This is a genomic window from Stenotrophomonas sp. YJH_SMC_82 (genome assembly GCF_059368875.1).
Map to the genome: position 1 here is coordinate 832,053 of NZ_JCAFSE010000001.1, position 17,797 is coordinate 849,849.

The 17,797-nt window shown below is 66.2% G+C and carries 14 protein-coding genes; 10 read left to right on the plus strand and 4 right to left on the minus strand.

The window, feature by feature from the left end; genetic code table 11:
* Positions 1-3 precede the first annotated feature (3 nt).
* From fdhE to fdnG, 4 genes are all read right to left on the minus strand, one after another.
* Entirely contained in the window at positions 4-987 is a 984-nt protein-coding gene (fdhE, locus tag AC5P53_RS03765) for a formate dehydrogenase accessory protein FdhE (RefSeq protein WP_241887079.1), read from the minus strand.
* A gap of 232 nt (positions 988-1,219) precedes the next feature.
* Entirely contained in the window at positions 1,220-1,867 is a 648-nt protein-coding gene (locus tag AC5P53_RS03770; protein ID WP_241887078.1) for a formate dehydrogenase subunit gamma, read from the minus strand.
* A complete protein-coding gene (gene fdxH, locus AC5P53_RS03775; RefSeq protein ID WP_014648273.1) occupies positions 1,864-2,781 on the minus strand; it encodes a formate dehydrogenase subunit beta in 918 nt (305 codons plus the stop codon). The genes AC5P53_RS03770 and fdxH overlap by 4 nt, the downstream gene beginning before the upstream one ends.
* 10 nt (positions 2,782-2,791) lie before the next feature.
* The gene (gene fdnG / locus AC5P53_RS03780; RefSeq protein WP_241887077.1) at positions 2,792-5,860 is read right to left on the minus strand and encodes a formate dehydrogenase-N subunit alpha; all 3,069 of its coding nucleotides are present in this window, start codon (positions 5,858-5,860) and stop codon (positions 2,792-2,794) included.
* Positions 5,861-6,150: 290 nt separating this feature from the next.
* Between fdnG and gmk the strand changes: the two genes are divergently transcribed.
* The 10 genes from gmk (at position 6,151) to AC5P53_RS03830 (ending at position 17,744) form a co-directional block, all read left to right on the plus strand.
* Positions 6,151-6,816 carry a guanylate kinase gene (gmk, locus tag AC5P53_RS03785; protein ID WP_014648271.1) on the plus strand — a complete coding sequence of 222 codons (666 nt, stop codon included), beginning with the start codon at positions 6,151-6,153 and terminating at the stop codon, positions 6,814-6,816.
* Positions 6,817-6,926: 110 nt separating this feature from the next.
* Positions 6,927-7,226 carry a DNA-directed RNA polymerase subunit omega gene (gene rpoZ, locus AC5P53_RS03790; RefSeq protein WP_005410877.1) on the plus strand — a complete coding sequence of 100 codons (300 nt, stop codon included), beginning with the start codon at positions 6,927-6,929 and terminating at the stop codon, positions 7,224-7,226.
* Between the two features lie 106 nt (positions 7,227-7,332).
* A complete protein-coding gene (locus tag AC5P53_RS03795; RefSeq protein ID WP_005418955.1) occupies positions 7,333-9,495 on the plus strand; it encodes a RelA/SpoT family protein in 2,163 nt (720 codons plus the stop codon).
* Positions 9,496-9,644: 149 nt separating this feature from the next.
* Positions 9,645-10,031, plus strand: coding sequence for a RidA family protein (locus AC5P53_RS03800; RefSeq protein WP_005418954.1), 387 nt, complete (start codon positions 9,645-9,647; stop codon positions 10,029-10,031).
* A 7-nt stretch (positions 10,032-10,038) separates the two neighbouring features.
* The gene (gene recG, locus AC5P53_RS03805; RefSeq protein ID WP_046432316.1) at positions 10,039-12,150 is read left to right on the plus strand and encodes an ATP-dependent DNA helicase RecG; all 2,112 of its coding nucleotides are present in this window, start codon (positions 10,039-10,041) and stop codon (positions 12,148-12,150) included.
* Positions 12,151-12,471: 321 nt separating this feature from the next.
* Complete coding sequence (locus tag AC5P53_RS03810) at positions 12,472-13,410, plus strand: nucleoside hydrolase (protein ID WP_049407499.1); 939 nt, start codon at positions 12,472-12,474, stop codon at positions 13,408-13,410.
* Positions 13,411-13,498: 88 nt separating this feature from the next.
* Positions 13,499-13,741, plus strand: a complete 243-nt coding sequence (locus AC5P53_RS03815; RefSeq protein WP_010484049.1) for a type B 50S ribosomal protein L31 — start codon at positions 13,499-13,501, stop codon at positions 13,739-13,741.
* A 296-nt stretch (positions 13,742-14,037) separates the two neighbouring features.
* Positions 14,038-15,315 (plus strand): citrate synthase, encoded by a 1,278-nt coding sequence (locus tag AC5P53_RS03820; RefSeq protein WP_014648268.1) that lies wholly within the window; start codon positions 14,038-14,040, stop codon positions 15,313-15,315.
* A 417-nt stretch (positions 15,316-15,732) separates the two neighbouring features.
* Entirely contained in the window at positions 15,733-16,797 is a 1,065-nt protein-coding gene (locus AC5P53_RS03825) for a hypothetical protein (RefSeq protein ID WP_164077196.1), read from the plus strand.
* 449 nt (positions 16,798-17,246) lie between these two features.
* Entirely contained in the window at positions 17,247-17,744 is a 498-nt protein-coding gene (locus tag AC5P53_RS03830) for a CS1 type fimbrial major subunit (RefSeq protein ID WP_046432313.1), read from the plus strand.
* The last annotated feature ends 53 nt before the right edge of the window (positions 17,745-17,797 follow it).

A 17,797-nucleotide genomic window follows, 5' to 3' on the forward strand; every position in this document is an offset into this window, starting at 1 on the left:
GCCTCACTCGCCGTCGGATTGCCACAGCAGCGGATTCTGGCTGGCGCGTGCATAGCCTTCCTCGCCCAGCAGCAGGTCCAGCGCCAGCGTGCCAAGGTCATCAGCCACCGGTTCCAGCGACGGATCTTTTTCCAGATACAGGATCTTGCGGTAGCTGTGGCAGTGGTCGCAGGTTTCTGCACGTACCGCGCTCTCGCGCACCGCCTGGCCGGTATCGCCGTCGGCATCAGCCAGGGCGCGATAGGCGATGTCCTTGCCAGCGGCGCCACACTGGCTGCACTGCACGCGCACGTAGTGCCACTGGCAGGCGCACAACGAGCACGACAGGTAGCGGTAGGCGGCATAGGGCGGGCGGGCCTGCACCATGCTGGTCACCGGCAGGGTGCCGCACAGCGGGCACAGCCCTGGCGCATCGGCCAGCGGCTTCAGGTCGCTGGGGCGGAAGCTGGCCGCCAGTACTGCCCAATACACCTGCAACGCATTCATCACCAGCAGCGCAGCGACCGCGTCGACCGGGGGCGCGTCAGCGCGTTCCAGCACGGCGTGGGCCTGCGCATCCAGCCAGGTGTCGTCGGCGGCGGCGACGCGCAGCAATTCCTGCCGTGTTTCCGCCGGTAGCCCCGCTTCGTCGGCGCAGTGCCGGCACAGCGTGCGCAGCCAGTCGCGCCAGCGCCCGTCCAGATGAAGTGTGTTGGCGGGCCGCAACGGCATGCCGGCACTGGCGGCCGCGCTGGACTGCTGCGCGCGCGCGTGGTCCTGCAGCGCCTCGCGTTGCTGGGGTGTCAATTCCTCCAGCAGCGCCTGCTGTGCATCGGCCAATGCCGCCAGCAGCTGCAGGTAACCGCCGATGGCGCTGTGCGCGGCCAGGCTGCGCAGGCGCGCCGCGCGTGTGGCGAACAGCGACCCGGTATCAGGCAGGATGATGCGCGGCACGTCGCGCGAGGCGAGCGTCTCGATCTCACCGGGTTCAAGGATGCGTTGCGCCATGCAGGGCCAGCCAGAAGAACCAGCCTCCATCCTCGCCGTTGTCAGCGCTGGCGTCCAGCGCACTGTAGGCCATTTGAAATGGTCGGGGTCAGATCCGTTTTCCACAGGAAAAACGGATCTGACCCCATCGGTTGTTGCCGTGTTCATCGTGTCGACCAAGGTCGACACCTACCAAAAGCACCGGGGAACTGTCGAAGGCGCCTCTGCAGGTGCAGGGCCGCAGGCCCTGCCGTTACCCCTCTTCCCGACGTCCGCGCAGGATGTCCCGGAACCACTGCCGGTGGTGCTTGTACGCCCACCCATAGGTCACCTTGCCCTGGGTCATCGCCCGCACCGAGCCCTTGATCCAGAGCGCCGCATAGATGTGCACCACGATCGCGCACACCAGCACCCAACCGAACAACGCATGGGCCAGCACCGAGAAGCGGATCAGCCCGATCGGGAAGAGATGGCTGAAGTATTGCCGCCAGATCACGAAGCCGGTCAGCAGCAGTGCCGACAGGCAACCAATGATCGCCCAGAACAGGAGCTTCTGGCCGGCATTGAAGCGGCCCACCGGCGGCAGCCTCTCATCCTCGTTGCGCAGCACATCGCGCATGCCGCGCATCCATGCGCGATCGTCGGCCGTCGGCAGATTGTCGCGCCACATGCGGAACGCCAGAAACGCAAAGCCGACCACCATGACCAGCCCGATGAATGGATGCAGGATGCGCGTCCACGGGCCGCCACCGAACAGCTGGGTCAGCGGAAACAGCGCGGGATGGAACAGTGCCAGCCCGGACAGCGCCGTCAGCACGAAGCAGATCGCCACGATCCAGTGATTGATGCGGGTCGGCGCGCGGTAGCGGATGATCTGCCGCGGGTGCGGGGCGTACTTCATGGCCGCTGCTCCTCTTCGATCTTCTTCGCCTCGTGTTCGGCTTCCTCTTCTTCCTCGTCATTGACCGTGTTGCGGCCGATGCCGATGTAATGCAGGAAGCCGGCGAAGGCGGTGGCGGCGATCGCCAGCACGCCCAGCGGCTTGGCCACGCCCTTCCAGACTTCCACCATCGGGCTGATCCGCGGGTCCTTGGGCAGGTCGGCGTACAGCTCAGGCTTGTCCACATGCTGCAGCACGTACATCACGTGGGTGCCACCCACGCCCTGCGGGTCGTACAGGCCGGCGTTCCCGTAGCCGCGCGATTTCAGGTCTTCCACGCGGCCGGCCGCGTGCTCGGTCATCGCCTGCTTGCTGCCGAAGGTGATCGCCCCGGTCGGGCAGGTCTTCACGCAGGCCGGTTCCTGGCCCACCGCCACCCGGTCCGAGCAAAGCGTGCACTTGTAGGCCTTGTGGTCCTTCTTGGAAATGCGCGGCACGTCGAACGGGCAACCGGTCACGCAGTAGCCGCAGCCGATGCAGTTCTCTTCCTGGAAGTCGACGATGCCGTTGGCGTACTGGATGATCGCGCCCGGCGACGGGCAGGCCTTCAGGCAGCCCGGGTCGCTGCAGTGCATGCAGCCCTCCTTGCGGATCAGCCACTCCAGCTTGCCCTTCTCGTCCTCGTACTCGCGGAACTTCATCACCGTCCACGACTGGTCGCTCAGGTCGGGCGGGTTGTCATAGCTGCCAACGCAGCTGCCGACCTCGTCGCGCAGGTCGTTCCATTCCATGCAGGCGACCTGGCAGGCCTTGCAGCCGATGCATTTGCTCACATCGATCAGCTTGGCGACCTGGCCGGTGTGCGCACCGCGCGCTTCCGGCGAGGGCGTGGTGGTGGCCGAGCGGCGGATGATGTCCAGCGATTGCAGTGACATGGCGTGTCTCCTACACCTTCTCGACCTTGACCAGGATGCACTTCGATTCGGGCGTCTGCGAGTTGCCGTCACCGATGGCGTTGGTCAGCGTATTGGCGATGTATCCGGGCTTGGCCGCACCGAGGAAGCCCCAGTGGATCGGCACGCCCACCTGGTGCACGGTCCGGCCATCGATCTGCAGGGCCTTGATGCGCTTGGTCACCATCGCCACCGCTTCGATGTGGCCACGCTTGGAACTGACCCGCACGCGGCTGCCGTTGCTGATGCCCAGCTCGTCGGCCAAGGCCGCGCCGATCTCGACGAACTGCTCGGGCTGGATGATGGCGTTCAACTTGCCGTGCTTGGTCCAGAAGTGGAAGTGCTCGGTCAGGCGGTAGGTGGTGGCCACATGCGGGAACTCGTCCGGCGAACCGATCTGTGCGCGATCGCTGGCGAATACGCGGGCGGCCGGGTTGTTCAGCGTCAGTGCCTGGCCGGGGCTGAGCGGATTGCTGCGCAGTGGCGTGTCGAATGGCTCGTAGTGCTCCGGGAACGGCCCTTCGGCCATGCCGGCCTTGGCGAAGAAGCGGGCGATGCCTTCCGGGTTCATGATGAACGGGCCCATCCCGCCGGCGGGATCTTCGTCGGCCTTGAAGTCCGGTACGTCCACGCTGCCCCAGTTCTTGCCGTTCCAGGCCAGCAGCGTGCGGCGCGGGTCGAACGGCTGGCCGGCCACGTCGCACGACGCGCGGTTGTACATCACGCGGCGATTGGCCGGCCACGCCCAGGCCCAGCCCAGCGTGTTGCCGATGCCGGTGGGGTCGCTGTTGTCACGCCGCGCCATCATGTTGCCGGTCGGGCCCCAGGCACCGATGTAGATCCAGCAGCCCGACGCGGTGCTGCCATCGTCGCGCAGGTCGCCGAATGCGGCCAGCTGCTCGCCGGCCTTGCGCACCAGCCTGGTCGGATCCTTCGGATCGAACACGTCGGCCAGCGCCTTGCCGTTGTATTCCATCGCCAGCTCTTCCGGCGTCGGCAGCTCCGGGTTGGAATACTTCCAGGCCAGGTCGCGCACCGGCTCCCACCACGCACCGCCGTCCTTCTCGTACATCGCCTTGATGCGATGGAACAGCTCGGACATGATCTCGATGTCGCTGCGCGCTTCACCCGGCGGATTGGCGCCCTTCCAGTGCCACTGCAGCCAGCGCGAGGAGTTCACCACCGCGCCGTTCTCCTCGGCGAAGGACGTGGTAGGCAGGCGGAATACTTCGGTCTGGATCGTGCTCGGGTCGACGTCGTTCAACGCGCCGTGGTTCTGCCAGAAGGCGATGGTCTCGGTTTCCAGCGGGTCCATGCTGACCATGAACTTCAGCTTGGAGAACGCGCTGATCAGCTTGCCCTTGTTAGGCGCCGAGGCCAGCGGGTTGAAACCCTGGCAGATGTAGCCGTGGATCTTGCCCTCGTTCATCAGCTCGTACGCCTGCAGCATGTCGTACGGCTTGTCGAGCTTGGGCAGGTAATCGAAGCACCAGTTGTTGTCGGCGGTGGCGGCATCGCCCCACCACGATTTCATCAGGCTGACGTGGAACTTCGGATAGTTCTGCCAGAACGACATCTGGTTGGCGCGCAGCGGCTTCTGCGTGCGCTTGGCGATGTAGGCGTCGTAGTCCTGCTCGTCCTGCCTCGGCAGCGTCAGGTAGCCGGGCAGCAGGTCGGACATCAGGCCGATGTCGGTCAGGCCCTGGATATTGGAATGCCCGCGCAGCGCGTTCATGCCGCCACCGGCCACGCCGATGTTGCCCAGCAGCAGCTGCACCATGGTGCCGGCACGCACGTTCTGTGCGCCGATCGAGTGCTGCGTCCATCCCAGCGCGTACAGGATGGTCATCGCCTTGTCCTTGCCGGCGGTGGACGCGATCATGTCCCAGATCTGGCGGATGCTGTCGGCCGGCGTGCCGCAGATGCGCTCGACCATCTCCACGGTGTAGCGCGCGTAGTGTTGTTTCAGCAGGTTGTAGACGCAGCGCGGGTCCTTCAGCGTCGGGTCGCTGCGTACGTAGCCGTCGTCACCGTAGGCGTAGTCCCAGCTGGAACGGTCGTAGCTGCGCTTCTCTTCGTTGTAACCCGAATACAGGCCGTCCTTGAAGGCGAATTCGTCCTTCACCAGGAACGGCATGTCGGTGTAGTTCAGCACGTACTCGTGCTGGATGCGGTCCTCGGTCAGCAGGTAGTTGATCAGGCCGCCCAGGAACACGATATCGGTACCGGTGCGGATCGGTGCGTACACGTCGGCCACCGCGGCCGAGCGGTTGAAGCGCGGATCGACCACGATCAGCCGGGCCTTGTTGTGGGCCTTGGCCTCGGTCACCCATTTGAATCCGCACGGGTGTGCCTCGGCGGCATTGCCACCCATGATCAGGATCAGGTCGGCATTCTTGATGTCGACCCAGTGGTTCGTCATCGCACCACGGCCTAGCGTCGGGGCAAGACCTGCCACCGTCGGGCCGTGTCAGACACGTGCCTGGTTGTCGAATGCCAGCATGCCAAGGGAGCGGACGACCTTGTGGGTCAGCACCGCGGTTTCATTGCTGGTGGCCGAGGCCGCCAGCATGCCGGTGGTCAGCCAGCGGTTGACCGTCTGCCCGGCTTCGTTCTTCTGCACGAAGTTGGCATCGCGGTCTTCCTTCATCAGCCGCGCGATGCGGTCCAGCGCATCGTCCCAGCTCAGCCGCTTCCACTCGTTGGAGCCCGGTGCCCGGTACTCGGGGTAGAGCAGGCGCGACTTGCTGTGGATGATGTCGGCCAGGCCGGCGCCCTTCGGGCACAGCGTGCCGCGGTTGACCGGATGGTCCGGGTCACCCTCGATATGGAAGATGCTCGGCTCGGCGTTCTTGGCGCCGTCGCCGAGGCTGTACATCAGGATGCCGCAGGCCACCGAACAGTAGGTACAGGTGTTGCGGGTCTCGGTCGCGCGGGTCAGCTTGTACTGCCTGACCTCTGCGAGCGCGACGCCGGGCGCGAAGCCCATCAATGCCAGGCTGGAGCCGACCAGGGTTGTCCCGGTCACTTTCAGGAACTGGCGGCGGCTCATCGATGGCATGCCGTTCTCCTGGGATGGCGGGGAGGCACGGGCCTCCGGGCTGTCGTTGGGTACGGCCCGGTTATAGCACAGGCCCCCGCACGCCCATGTGGCACAAGGCCCGGCGCCGGCGGGGCGGGCGCGCAACGGGGCCGCTCTGGTAAAGTTGCGTGCCCGCCCCCCGGGGAAGCGTCTGCCGGGCCTGGTTCCAGGATGTTCCGCGCAGCCCCCGCCGTCCTGGCGCGATCCTCCGCGCCGGATCTGGAACACCGAGGAAAAATTTTGCGAAATCAACCAGTTGGGTTCCGCGCATGAGCGCCCCGTCGAAGCCGTCGGACGCCGTTGCGCGCGGCACGCTGTACATCGTTGCCGCCCCCTCCGGCGCCGGCAAGAGCAGCATCGTCAATGCCACCCTGGCGCGTGACCCGCAGATCGCGCTGTCGATCTCCTTCACCTCGCGCGCGATGCGCCCGGGGGAAGTGAACGGCCAGCACTACCATTTCGTCTCTGCGGAAAGGTTCGAAGAAATGATCGCCGCCGGCGACTTCTTCGAGCATGCGTGGGTGCACGGCGACTGGAAGGGCACGGCCCGGCAGTCGGTGGAGCCGCAGCTGGCCGCCGGCCAGGACGTGCTGCTGGAAATCGACTGGCAGGGCGCGCAGCAGGTGCGCCAGCTGGTGCCGGGCACGGTCACCGTGTTCATCCTGCCGCCGTCCAGGCAGGCCCTGCAGGATCGCATGCGCAAGCGCGGCCAGGACAGCGAGGCGGTCATCGCCCAGCGCCTGGGCGCGGCGCGCGATGAAATGCTGCACTTCAACGAGTTCGACTACGTCATCGTCAACGAGGTGTTCGACACCGCCGTGGACGAGTTGTGCGCCATCTTCACCGCCAGCCGCCTGCGCCGGGAGGCCCAGAAGGTCCGCCACGCCGGCCTGATCCAGGCCCTGCTGACTCCCGATCCGGGCGCAACTGACTGATTCCAAAAGAATCGGGTAGGGGTTGGCTTGATTTTGTCCAGCCCCTGCCAGTACACTCCGTCCCCTTTCCCTCATTCGACTGAGCGGCCGACCGGTCGCCGGGAGCCCGTATGGCCCGCATCACCGTAGAAGATTGCCTGGAAGTCGTTAACAACCGTTTCGAACTGGTCATGATGGCATCCAAGCGTGCCCGCCAGCTCGCCAACGGCGTGCAGGCCACGCTGGACAACAGCGAGACCGAGGACAAGCCGACCGTGCTGGCGCTGCGCGAAATCGCCGCCCGCAAGATCGACAACGCGCTGATCGACGAAGTCGAGAAGGCCGAGCGTGAGCGCGCCGAGCGCGAAGCGCTGGAGTGGGCTGCCGCCGAAGTGGTCGCTGACGAAGACATGTCCAAGAACGACGATTGATCGCATCGATCAACGTAATCGTTGGATACACCGAACAGCCCGCCCCGTGCGGGCTGTTTCGCATTCAGGATTTGCCGTAAACGTCGCGCTGGAATAGGCTGCGGGCATGAACCCAGGCCCCACTGCCAAGGTCGCCGCAGCCCCCACTGCCGCCGTACCCGACTACGTCCTCCAGCTTGAACGCGCCGCCCATTACCTGCCGCCGGAACAGCTGCCGCTGTTGCGCCGTGCCTGGGAAGTCGGAGCCTCCGCGCACGCTGGGCAGACGCGCAAGTCGGGTGAGCCCTATATCACCCACCCGGTGGCGGTGGCCCAGGTGCTGGCCGAGCTCGGCCTGGACGTGGAAGCGCTGATCGCCGCGATCCTGCACGACACCATCGAAGACACGCCGCTGACCCGCGAGGCGCTGGCCGCCGAGTTCGGCGAAGCCGTGGCCGAACTGGTCGACGGCGTCACCAAGCTGGACAAGCTGAAGTTCCGCGACCGCCAGGAGGCGGCCGCCGAGAGCTTCCGCAAGATGCTGCTGGCGATGTCGCGCGACCTGCGCGTGATCATGATCAAGCTGGCCGACCGCCTGCACAACATGCGTACGCTGGGTGCGCAGAGCCGCGAAGCGCGCGGCCGCATCGCCCGCGAGACGCTGGAGATCTACGCGCCCATCGCCCAGCGCCTGGGCATGAGCCTGGTCAAGAGCGAGCTGCAGAACCTCGGTTTCAAGGCGCTGTACCCGTGGCGCCACGCCATCATCGAGAAACACATCCGCAGCCAGCCGGTGGTGCGTCGCGAGGCGATGGCGCAGGTGGAAGTGCAGCTGTCGCAGCGCCTGGCCAAGGAGGGGATCGAGCATCGGCTGATCAGCCGCATCAAGACCCCGTGGAGCATCTACAACAAGATGCGCGACGAGAACAAATCCTTCGACCAGGTGATGGATGTGTTCGGCTTCCGCCTGGTCGTGCGCAGCGTGCCCAGCTGCTACCACGCGCTGGGTTCGGTGCATGCCACCTTCAAGCCGCTGGATGGCCGTTTCCGCGACTTCATCGCCATTCCCAAGGCCAACGGTTACCAGTCGCTGCACACGGTGCTGTTCGGGCCGTATGGCTCGCCGATCGAAGTGCAGATCCGTACCGAGGAAATGGACCTGATCGCCGAACGCGGCGTGGCCGCGCACTGGACCTACAAGTTCGGCGGCGATTCGCCCAACAGCGCACAGAGCCGTGCCCACGCGTGGATCGTCGAGCTGATCGACTCGCAGCGTGCCGCCGGTTCCTCGCTGGAGTTCCTGGACAACGTCAAGGTCGACCTGTTCCCGGACGAGGTCTACCTGTTCACCCCGAAGGGCAAGATCCTGGCCCTGCCGCGCAATTCCACCGCGCTCGATTTCGCCTACGCCGTGCATACCGACGTCGGCAACATGGCGGTGGCCTCGCGCGTGGACAAGAAACTGGTGCCACTGCGCACCAAGCTGGTGTCGGGCCAGTCGGTGGAGATCATCACCGCACGCTCGGCCACGCCGAAACCGCAGTGGCTGGAATTCGTGGTTACCAGCAAGGCGCGCACCGCCATCCGCCACCAGCTCAAGCAGCTGGAGCACGAGGATGCCGTGCAGCTGGGCCACCGCATGCTCGACCGTGCGCTGGAAGCGATGGATTCGTCGCTGGAGCGGCTGCCGAAGGGGCGCCTGGATGCGTTCCTGGCCGAACACCGCTTCCCGCGCCTGGAAGCCCTGCTGGCCGAGGTCGCACTGGGCAACTGGATGCCGACCCAGGCCGCGCAGGCGCTGATGGCCTACGCCGAACTGCGTGGTGGCCCGCATTCGCGCCACCACTCGCAGGAAAAGATCCTGATCAACGGCAGCGAGCGTGGCGTGGTCACCTTCGCCGGCTGCTGCCAGCCGATTCCCGGCGACGAGATCATGGGCTACCACACCGCCGGCAAGGGCATCGTGGTGCACCGCATGGACTGCCCGAACCTGGCCGAGCTGCGCAAGTCGCCCGAGCGCTGGGTGCCGATCGGCTGGGACACCACCGTCTCCGGCGACTACGACACCTCGCTGGTGGTGGAAGTGGAGAACGGCACCGGCGTGCTGGCACAGCTGGCCGCTGCCATCGCGCAGAGCCACTCCAACATCGAGCGCGTGGACTACCTGGATCGCGATTTCAACGCCGCCGTGCTGGCGTTCAACATCCAGGTGCGCGACCGCAACCACCTGGCCGAAGTGATGCGCCGCCTGCGCCGCCTGTCGGTCGTGCAGTCGGTACGCCGGCAGTAGGTCCACGCCATGCGTGGATGACGTTCCGCGCACACGACATACGGGGTCGGATCCGTTTCCCGCCGGGAAACGGATCCGACCCCCAGCCGATGCCGCGCCCACCCGGTACAATCACCGCTCTGTTTTCCCCCAAAGCACCGGAGCGACCCATGTCCCGCCAGATCATCAACACCGAAAAGGCCCCCGCCGCCATCGGCCCGTACTCGCAGGCCGTGCGCGCCGGCAACACCGTGTACTTCTCCGGCCAGATCCCGCTTGACCCGGCCACCGGCGACATCGTCGGCGCTGGCGACGTCGAAGCGCAGGCCCGTCGCGCCTTCGACAACCTCAAGGCCGTGGCCGAAGCCGCCGGCGGCTCGCTGGACAAGGTCGTGCGTCTGGGCCTGTACCTGACCGACCTGGGCGAGTTCGCCAAGGTCAACGCGGTCATGCAGGACTACTTCCAGGCCCCGTACCCGGCCCGTTCCACCATCGAAGTCTCCGGCCTGCCGAAGGGCGCCAGCTTCGAGGTCGACGCGGTGATGGTCATCGACTGACCACCACGTGGCACGCAAGGCGGCGGTCACCCCGGTCCTGTCACCGTCCGGCGAAGCATCCTTGGCGATGCTCGCCGGCGTCGGTCCGGCCGTGGCCGCCAAACTGCAGGCGCGTGGCCTGGCCACCCTGCAGGATCTCTGGCTTCACCTGCCCCTGCGCTATGAAGACCGGACCCGGCTGACCCGCATCGAAGACCTGCGCAACGGCGTGCCGGCGCAGGTGGAAGGGCGGGTGGTCGCGGTCGAGCGCGGCATGCGCTATCGACCGATGCTGAAGGTCGCGGTGGAGGACGAAGGGCAGGGCACCCTGGTGCTGCGCTTCTTCCATTTCCGCCAGCAGCAGGTCGGCCAGTTCGCGGTCGGCAACCGGCTGCGCTGCTTCGGCACGCCCAAGCCCGGCCACCTCGGCCTGGAAATCGTCCATCCCAGCTACCAGGTGCTGGGCCGCAACGATGATCCCGAACTCGGCGACCGCCTCGACCCGGTGTATCCCACCGTCGAAGGCGTGGGCCCGATGACGATGCGCAAGCTGATCGGCCAGGCCCTGGATCGCCTGCCCGAGGAGAGCACGCTGGAACTGCTGCCCAGCGGTTGGCTCGATGGCCTGGGCCTGCCGTCGCTGCGCAGCGCGCTGCTGACCGTGCACCGGCCACCGCCGGATGCCGACCTCGCCGCGCTGGCCGCCGGCACCCACCCGGCGCAGCGCCGCCTGGCGATGGAAGAACTGCTGGCCCACCACCTCAGCCTGCGTCGCCAGCGCATTGCCTTGCAGGCACACCATGCGCCGCCGCTGGCTGGTCCTGGCAAGCTGGCCAAGGCGCTGCTGAAGCAGCTGCCGTTCGCGCTCACCGGCGCGCAGGCGCGCGTGTTCAAGCAGATCCGTGAAGACCTCGCGCGCCCCAGCCCGATGCTGCGGCTGGTGCAGGGCGACGTCGGTTCCGGCAAGACCGTGGTGGCCGCACTGGCGGCGATGCTGGCGGTGGAGCAGGGCAAGCAGGTCGCATTGGCAGCGCCCACCGAACTGCTGGCCGAACAGCATCTCAACAACCTGCGCGGCTGGCTGGAGCCGCTCGGTGTGCGTATCGCCTGGCTGGCCGGCAAGGTCACCGGCAAGGCGCGCGCCAAGGTGATGGAGCAGGTCGCCAGTGGCGAAGCGCAGGTGGTGGTCGGTACCCACGCGCTGATGCAGGAGGCGGTGGTGTTCCAGGATCTGGCCTTGGCCATCGTCGACGAACAGCACCGCTTCGGCGTGCACCAGCGCTTGGCGCTGCGCGACAAGGGCGCGGGCGGCAACAGCGTGCCGCACCAGCTGGTGATGACCGCCACGCCGATTCCGCGCACGCTGGCGATGTCCGAGTACGCGGACCTGGATGTGTCGGCCATCGATGAACTGCCACCGGGACGCACGCCGGTGCAGACCGTCGCCCTCAATAATGACCGTCGCCCGGAACTGATCGAGCGCATCGCGCTGGCCTGCGAGGAAGGGCGGCAGGTGTACTGGGTGTGCACGCTCATCGAGGAAAGCGAAGAACTGGATGCCACCCCGGCGCAGGCCACCTACGAATCGCTGCAGGCACTGCTGCCCGGCGTTCGCGTGGGGCTGGTGCACGGACGCCTGAAAGCCGCCGAAAAGCTGGCGACGATGGTGGCGTTCAAGACCGGCGAGATCGACCTGCTGGTCGCGACCACGGTCATCGAAGTGGGCGTGGACGTACCCAATGCTTCGTTGATGGTGATCGAGAACGCCGAACGCCTCGGCCTGGCCCAGCTGCACCAGCTGCGCGGCCGCGTGGGGCGTGGTTCGGCGGTATCGCGCTGCGTGCTGCTGTACCAGGCTCCGCTTTCGCAGATGGCGCGTGAGCGCCTGCAGACCATGCGCGAAACCAACGATGGTTTCGTCATCGCCGAGAAGGATCTGGAACTGCGCGGCCCCGGCGAACTGCTGGGCACCCGCCAGACCGGCCTGGCCGGTTTCCGCATTGCAGACCTGGCCCGCGATGCCGGCCTGCTGCCCGGCGTGCATGACCTGGCCGAGCGGCTGCTGGCCCAGCAGCCCGCGTTGGCCGATCGCGTGGTGCAGCGCTGGATTGGCACCGCCGTGCGCTACGCCTCGGCGTAAGTGGCGGGGTCAGGCCCCTTTGCACAGCAAAGGCCTCTGACCCCATCCCCGGGACGCTCATCCCCGCATGGCGTGGATCTACTGTAGAGCCGAGCCCATGCTCGGCTGCCGTTCGCGCTGCGCGCGTGAGTCGAGCATGGCTCGACTCTACAGAGAGCTCTTCCCTGCCATCCGCGGGAAACCCGTTTTCGGCGTTGCTGTTGAAGTTGTCGGCCAGCGGCCGGCACTACCGCGGGTGCAGGTCGCAGCCCTGCCGCCCCCCATACTTGCAACGGTCATCATCCCGGTCCACACTTCGTTGCCGATCTGAAGACGGCAACGATGACCCACAAGATCCCCCTGTTGATCGACACCGACCCCGGTGTGGACGACGCCCTGGCCCTGCTGATGGCCTTTGCCGATGAACGGCATGACGTGGTCGCCCTGACCATCGCCGCCGGCAATGTCGGCCTGCAGTACACCGTCCGCAACGCCCTCAAGCTCTGCGACATCGTCGGCCGCACCGACGTGCCGGTGTTTGCCGGCAGCCCGGATCCGCTGCTGCATCCTTCCGTAGACGCTGCCCACGTGCATGGCCGTGATGGCTATGGCGACGTGGACCTGCCGCCGCCGAGCCGCCAGGCCGAAGCCGAGCATGCTGCGCTGGCCATCCTGCGCCTGTCGCACGCGCATGCCGGCGAACTGATGCTGGTGATGCTTGGCCCGCTGACCAACCTCGCGCTGGCACTGAAGCTGGACCCGACCCTGCCCCAGCGCATCAAGCGCATCGTGGTGATGGGCGGCGCGGTCACCTGCCACGGCAACATCACCCCGGCGGCCGAATTCAACATCGCCTTCGATCCGGAAGCGGCGCATGTGGTGTTCACCTCGTTCAAGCATCTGCTGGTGTCGGACTGGGAGGCCACCGTCGCCCACGGCCTGCCGCTGGAAGAAGCCGAGAAATGGCTGCAGGCCGATTCCGATCGCGCCCGCTTCTACGAGCTGATTTCGCGCAAGACCCGGGGCCTGTCCGAAGACAGCAAGGGCGGCCGCTGGTACACCGCCGACGCGGTTGCCATGGCCTGGGCACTGAACCCGGAAGGGCAGCTGCGGGTCGAGTCGCGTCCGCTGAACGTGGAGCTGAATGGCACGTTCAGCCGCGGCGCCACCATCGTCGACTGGAACCGCCAGACCGGCCAGCCGGACAACTGCGATCTGCTGATGGCCTACGACCAGCAGCGTTTCGAGGCCCTGGTACGCCAGGCCCTGGGCGCGGACTGAAGCCGATTGACCGGCACCGGTTGCCCCGGGCGGCAACCGGTGCTTATAATGCCGCTCTTGACCACCAGCCCATTTACGGTGTGAGCCCATGAAGGCCGATATCCATCCGAACTACCGCGACGTCGTCTTCCATGACGTCACCTCCGATTTCAAGATCCTGACCCGCTCGACCATGGCGACGAAGGAAACCATCAAGTGGGAAGACGGCAACGACTACCCGCTGGTGAAGGTTGAAATTTCCTCGGCTTCGCACCCGTTCTACACGGGCAAGCACAAGGTCATCGACACCTCGGGCCGTATCGACAAGTTCCAGAAGCGCTACGCGCGCTGATCTGTCGATCCAGCTTCGAACCGACGGCCGCGCTCTGCGCGGCCGTTTGTTTTTCCCCAACGCCTACCCAACGGGCGTTTGGATGGACAGAACACTGCGTTCGTGTGACAACGCTTTTGCCGATCCGGGCCGCTTGCTGGCCGGGTTCTGGCCGCCTGCCGTCTACGACTTCTGTCTAGCGCCGGGCAAATGCTGCTGTGCGATAATGGCATGATCCCCGGCACAGGCCGAGGACGTCATTCACGTGCCTGACCAATGCGCTTGGGCAGGCGCCTTCCCATGAAGGAGCGCACACAGTGTCCGATCTTGATCAGGTCACGCTCAACGCCGGCGATAAGTCCGTCGTTCTGCCCGTCATCAAACCCACCCTCGGCAACGACTGCGTCGACATCGCGAAGCTGACCAAGGAAACGGGGTTTTTCACCTACGATTCCGGCTTCACCGCGACGGCCAGCTGCAAGTCCGCCATCACTTACATCGACGGCGACAAGGGCGTGCTGCTGTATCGCGGCTACCCGATCGAGCAGCTGTCGGAAAAGTCGAGCTACGTCGAAGTGGCCTACCTGCTGATCAACGGCGAGCGCCCGAGCGCCGAGCAGCTGAAGGCCTTCACCGATGAGCTGACTGCCGAAGCCAATGTCGACGACTCGATCAACACCCTGATCGGCAGCTTCGCCAAGGACGCCCACCCGATGGCCATCCTGGCTGCTGCGATCGCGCAGTTGTCGGCCATCTACCACGACGCGCTGGACCTGTCCGACGCCGAACAGCGCCGCCAGGCCGCCGTGCGCCTGATCGCCAAGGTGCCGACCCTGTCGGCGCTGATCTACCGCCATGGCAAGGGCCTGCCGGCCAACAAGCCGGACACGTCGTTGGACTACGTCAGCCGCTTCCTGAAGCAGACCTTCGAGTCGGCTGACGGCCAGTACGATCTGAACCCGGATGTGGTCAAGGCGCTGGACCTGCTGTTCATCCTGCACGCCGACCACGAGCAGAACGCCTCGACCTCGACCGTGCGCCTGGTCGGTTCGACCGGTGCCAACCCGTACGCGTCGGTCGCCGCTGGCGTCACCGCGCTGTGGGGTCCGGCCCACGGCGGTGCCAACGAAGCCGTGCTGAAGATGCTGGAAGAGATCGGCAGCGCCGACAACGTCGAGTCCGCCGTGGTCAAGGCCAAGGACAAGACCTCCGGCTTCCGCCTGATGGGCTTCGGCCACCGCGTCTACAAGAACTTCGACCCGCGCGCCAAGGTCATCGGCGAGATGACCAGCAAGGTGCTCAAGCAGCTGGGCGTGCAGGATCCGCTGCTGGACGTGGCCGTGAAGCTGGAACAGGCCGCGCTGCAGGACGAGTACTTCGTCGCGCGCAAGCTGTACCCGAACGTCGATTTCTACAGCGGCATCATCTACAAGGCGCTGCAGATCCCGACCGAAATGTTCACCGTCATGTTCGCCCTGGGCCGTACCTCCGGCTGGGTCTCGCATTGGCTGGAACAGCAGGTCGATCCGGAAATGAAGATCGGCCGTCCGCGCCAGGTCTACACCGGCAGCGATGTGCGCGACTACCAGGGCTGATCGCCCCGCGTAGGTTGTGCCGAGAACGCCCCGCATGCGCGGGGCGTTTTTTTTTTTCTGCCGCCCTGGTGGGTGCCAACTTGGGTTGGCACGCTTTCGACATTCGCGGAAAACCATCCACGCATGGCGTGGATCCACTTGTTCCCAACCTTGGTTGGCACGCTCCCCCATCCACGCGTGGCATGGATTTACCGCGTCCCCGCCTTTGGTAGGTGCCAACCTTGGTTGGCACGCTCCCCCATCCACGCGTGGCATGGAGTTACCGCGTTCCCGCCTTGGTAGGTGCCAACCTTGGTTGGCACGCTCTTCAACGCGCCAAGACCGCGTGATCCGGGGGTCTCATCAGCTTCACAAGCGCTCGCGCAGCCTCAGGACGCCAGCTGCATTCGCAGCACCTGAAATGGAGCGTCCATCCCGATGAGTACCCGATTCGACCCACCCGAGCGCGGCCCGCTCGGCGCTGACGTCGCCGCTGTCGTCACTGCCCCCATCGTTCCGCCCGCCAGCGAAAGCGCGGTGTCGTGGGGAGCCATCTTCGCTGGCGCCGCCGCCGCCGCTGCGCTCTCTCTCATCCTGCTGATCCTCGGCGTGGGCCTGGGGTTGTCGTCGGTGTCGCCCTGGTCGTTCGAAGGCGTCAGCAAGGAAACCTTCGGCTGGTCCAGCATCGCCTGGCTCACCTTCACCGCGCTGGCCGCTTCCGGCCTGGGTGGCTATCTGGCGGGTCGCCTGCGCACCAAGTGGACGCAGATCCACGGCGACGAAACCTACTTCCGCGACACCGCGCACGGCTTCGTGTCGTGGGCGGTGGCCACGCTGCTGACCGCGGGCCTGCTGACGTCGGCCATCGGTGGCGTGCTGGGTGCGGGCGCAAAGGTGGCCGGCGCCACTGCCGGTGCCGCTGCGTCCACCGTCGGCGTGGCTGCAGCCGGTGCCAGCGGCGCTGTGGCGGCTGCACCGGAAGGCGACCTCGACTATTGGGTGGATGCGCTGTTCCGCAGCACGACCCACGCAGGGCCGGCCGATCCCGCAGCGCCGCCGCCGGGCACACCGATGGACCCGGATGCCGCGCCACCGCCGGCAGCGGGCGCCGGTCCGCGCGACGCGCGCATGGCCCCGCCGCCGCGACCGGCGCCGGGCAACGGTCCGATCGGCGATCGCCGCGAAGTGCGTGCCGAAGTGAACCGCATCATCGTCAACAGCCTGCAGGGGGAAGGCTTGGATCCGGCCGATACCCAGTACCTGTCACAGCTGATCGCGCGCGATACCGGGATGAGCCCGGCTGAAGCGCAGGCCCGCGTGACCGATGTGCAGACGCGCATGCGTGCAGCGCTGGAGAAGGCCAGGAATACCGCCAAGCAGGCTGCCGACGATGCGCGGAAGGCGACCGCCTACGCCGCATTGTGGCTCTTCATCACCCTGCTGATCGGCGCGTTCTTCGCCAGCCTCAGCGCCACCTGGGGCGGCCGCCGCCGCGACCTGTAATCCACCCTTCCATGCAAGGAGACCTGCCATGAAGATGATTCTGCTCTGGTTGCTGGGCGTGCCGATTCCGCTGCTGATCCTGTACGCGATCTTCTTCTGATCGCGCACCACCGCGCCGTGTCATCAGGCCGCCGAAAGGCGGCCTGATGCCATCCCGCAGGCGTGGATGCCCCACTATAGAGTCGAGCAATGCTCGACTCTACAAAGGCAAAGCAATGAGGTTTGTTGCATTGAGCCGATGAGGAAAATTGCATAACCCTCAAACATTGAACACCTTCAAAAATTCTCCTTAACGTTCAACGATTTAGGAATGCTTGAATGGCCTGCATGGCAATGGATTTCTAACATTCTCTCCGTCGCCCGCACCCATCCCCGCGGGCGGCGCTTCCCTCCCTTTTCTCCTTGGGGAGGGGAGCTTTCAAATTCCCCCTTGTCCGAGAGAGACAACCATGCACGCCATTATCAAGAAGGCCGCGCTCGCTGCAGCGCTGGCTACTGCTTCGCTGTCCGCGCACGCGCTGGAAACCAAGATCACCGTCTACGCCGACGTCGACCCGACCCTGGCGCTGCTGCGCGACGATGGCACCCCGCTGCCGGACACCGTGCAGCTGACCCACGATCCGCTGCGTGGCCTGCTGCCGTCGACGCAGCAGGTGCGCATCCATTCCAATGACGAAACCGCGGACATCGAGGTGCGCCTCGGCCACGATCCGGTGCTGCTCAATGGCGCCACGCGCGTGCCGCTGGCCGTCAGCCTGAACACCGACGCGCTGACCACTGCGGTCACCGAGTTCAAGGCGGCTGACCTGTTCAACGGCGCCAGCTCGACGCCGGGTGCCTCCATCTCGATGCCCCTGACCATCGCCCAGGCGGGTGCCGGTGGCCCGCTTACGGTCAACGGCCGCTACGAAGGCATGGTCTACATCGTCATGAACCAGAAGCCCTGATCCACGGCTTCCCGCGCCGGCCCGCACTCCGGGCCGGCCGCTACTCCAGCGGT

Bases quoted from the DNA above. Each gene is read 5' to 3' on its own strand.
- fdhE (WP_241887079.1), bottom strand. From the start codon at position 987: ATGGCGCAACGCATCCTTGAACCCGGTGAGATCGAGACGCTCGCCTCG.
- AC5P53_RS03770 (WP_241887078.1), bottom strand. From the start codon at position 1,867: ATGAAGTACGCCCCGCACCCGCGGCAGATCATCCGCTACCGCGCGCCG.
- fdxH (WP_014648273.1), bottom strand. From the start codon at position 2,781: ATGTCACTGCAATCGCTGGACATCATCCGCCGCTCGGCCACCACCACG.
- gmk (WP_014648271.1), top strand. From the start codon at position 6,151: ATGAGCGCCCCGTCGAAGCCGTCGGACGCCGTTGCGCGCGGCACGCTG.
- rpoZ (WP_005410877.1), top strand. From the start codon at position 6,927: ATGGCCCGCATCACCGTAGAAGATTGCCTGGAAGTCGTTAACAACCGT.
- AC5P53_RS03795 (WP_005418955.1), top strand. From the start codon at position 7,333: ATGAACCCAGGCCCCACTGCCAAGGTCGCCGCAGCCCCCACTGCCGCC.
- AC5P53_RS03800 (WP_005418954.1), top strand. From the start codon at position 9,645: ATGTCCCGCCAGATCATCAACACCGAAAAGGCCCCCGCCGCCATCGGC.
- AC5P53_RS03810 (WP_049407499.1), top strand. From the start codon at position 12,472: ATGACCCACAAGATCCCCCTGTTGATCGACACCGACCCCGGTGTGGAC.
- AC5P53_RS03815 (WP_010484049.1), top strand. From the start codon at position 13,499: ATGAAGGCCGATATCCATCCGAACTACCGCGACGTCGTCTTCCATGAC.
- AC5P53_RS03825 (WP_164077196.1), top strand. From the start codon at position 15,733: ATGAGTACCCGATTCGACCCACCCGAGCGCGGCCCGCTCGGCGCTGAC.
- AC5P53_RS03830 (WP_046432313.1), top strand. From the start codon at position 17,247: ATGCACGCCATTATCAAGAAGGCCGCGCTCGCTGCAGCGCTGGCTACT.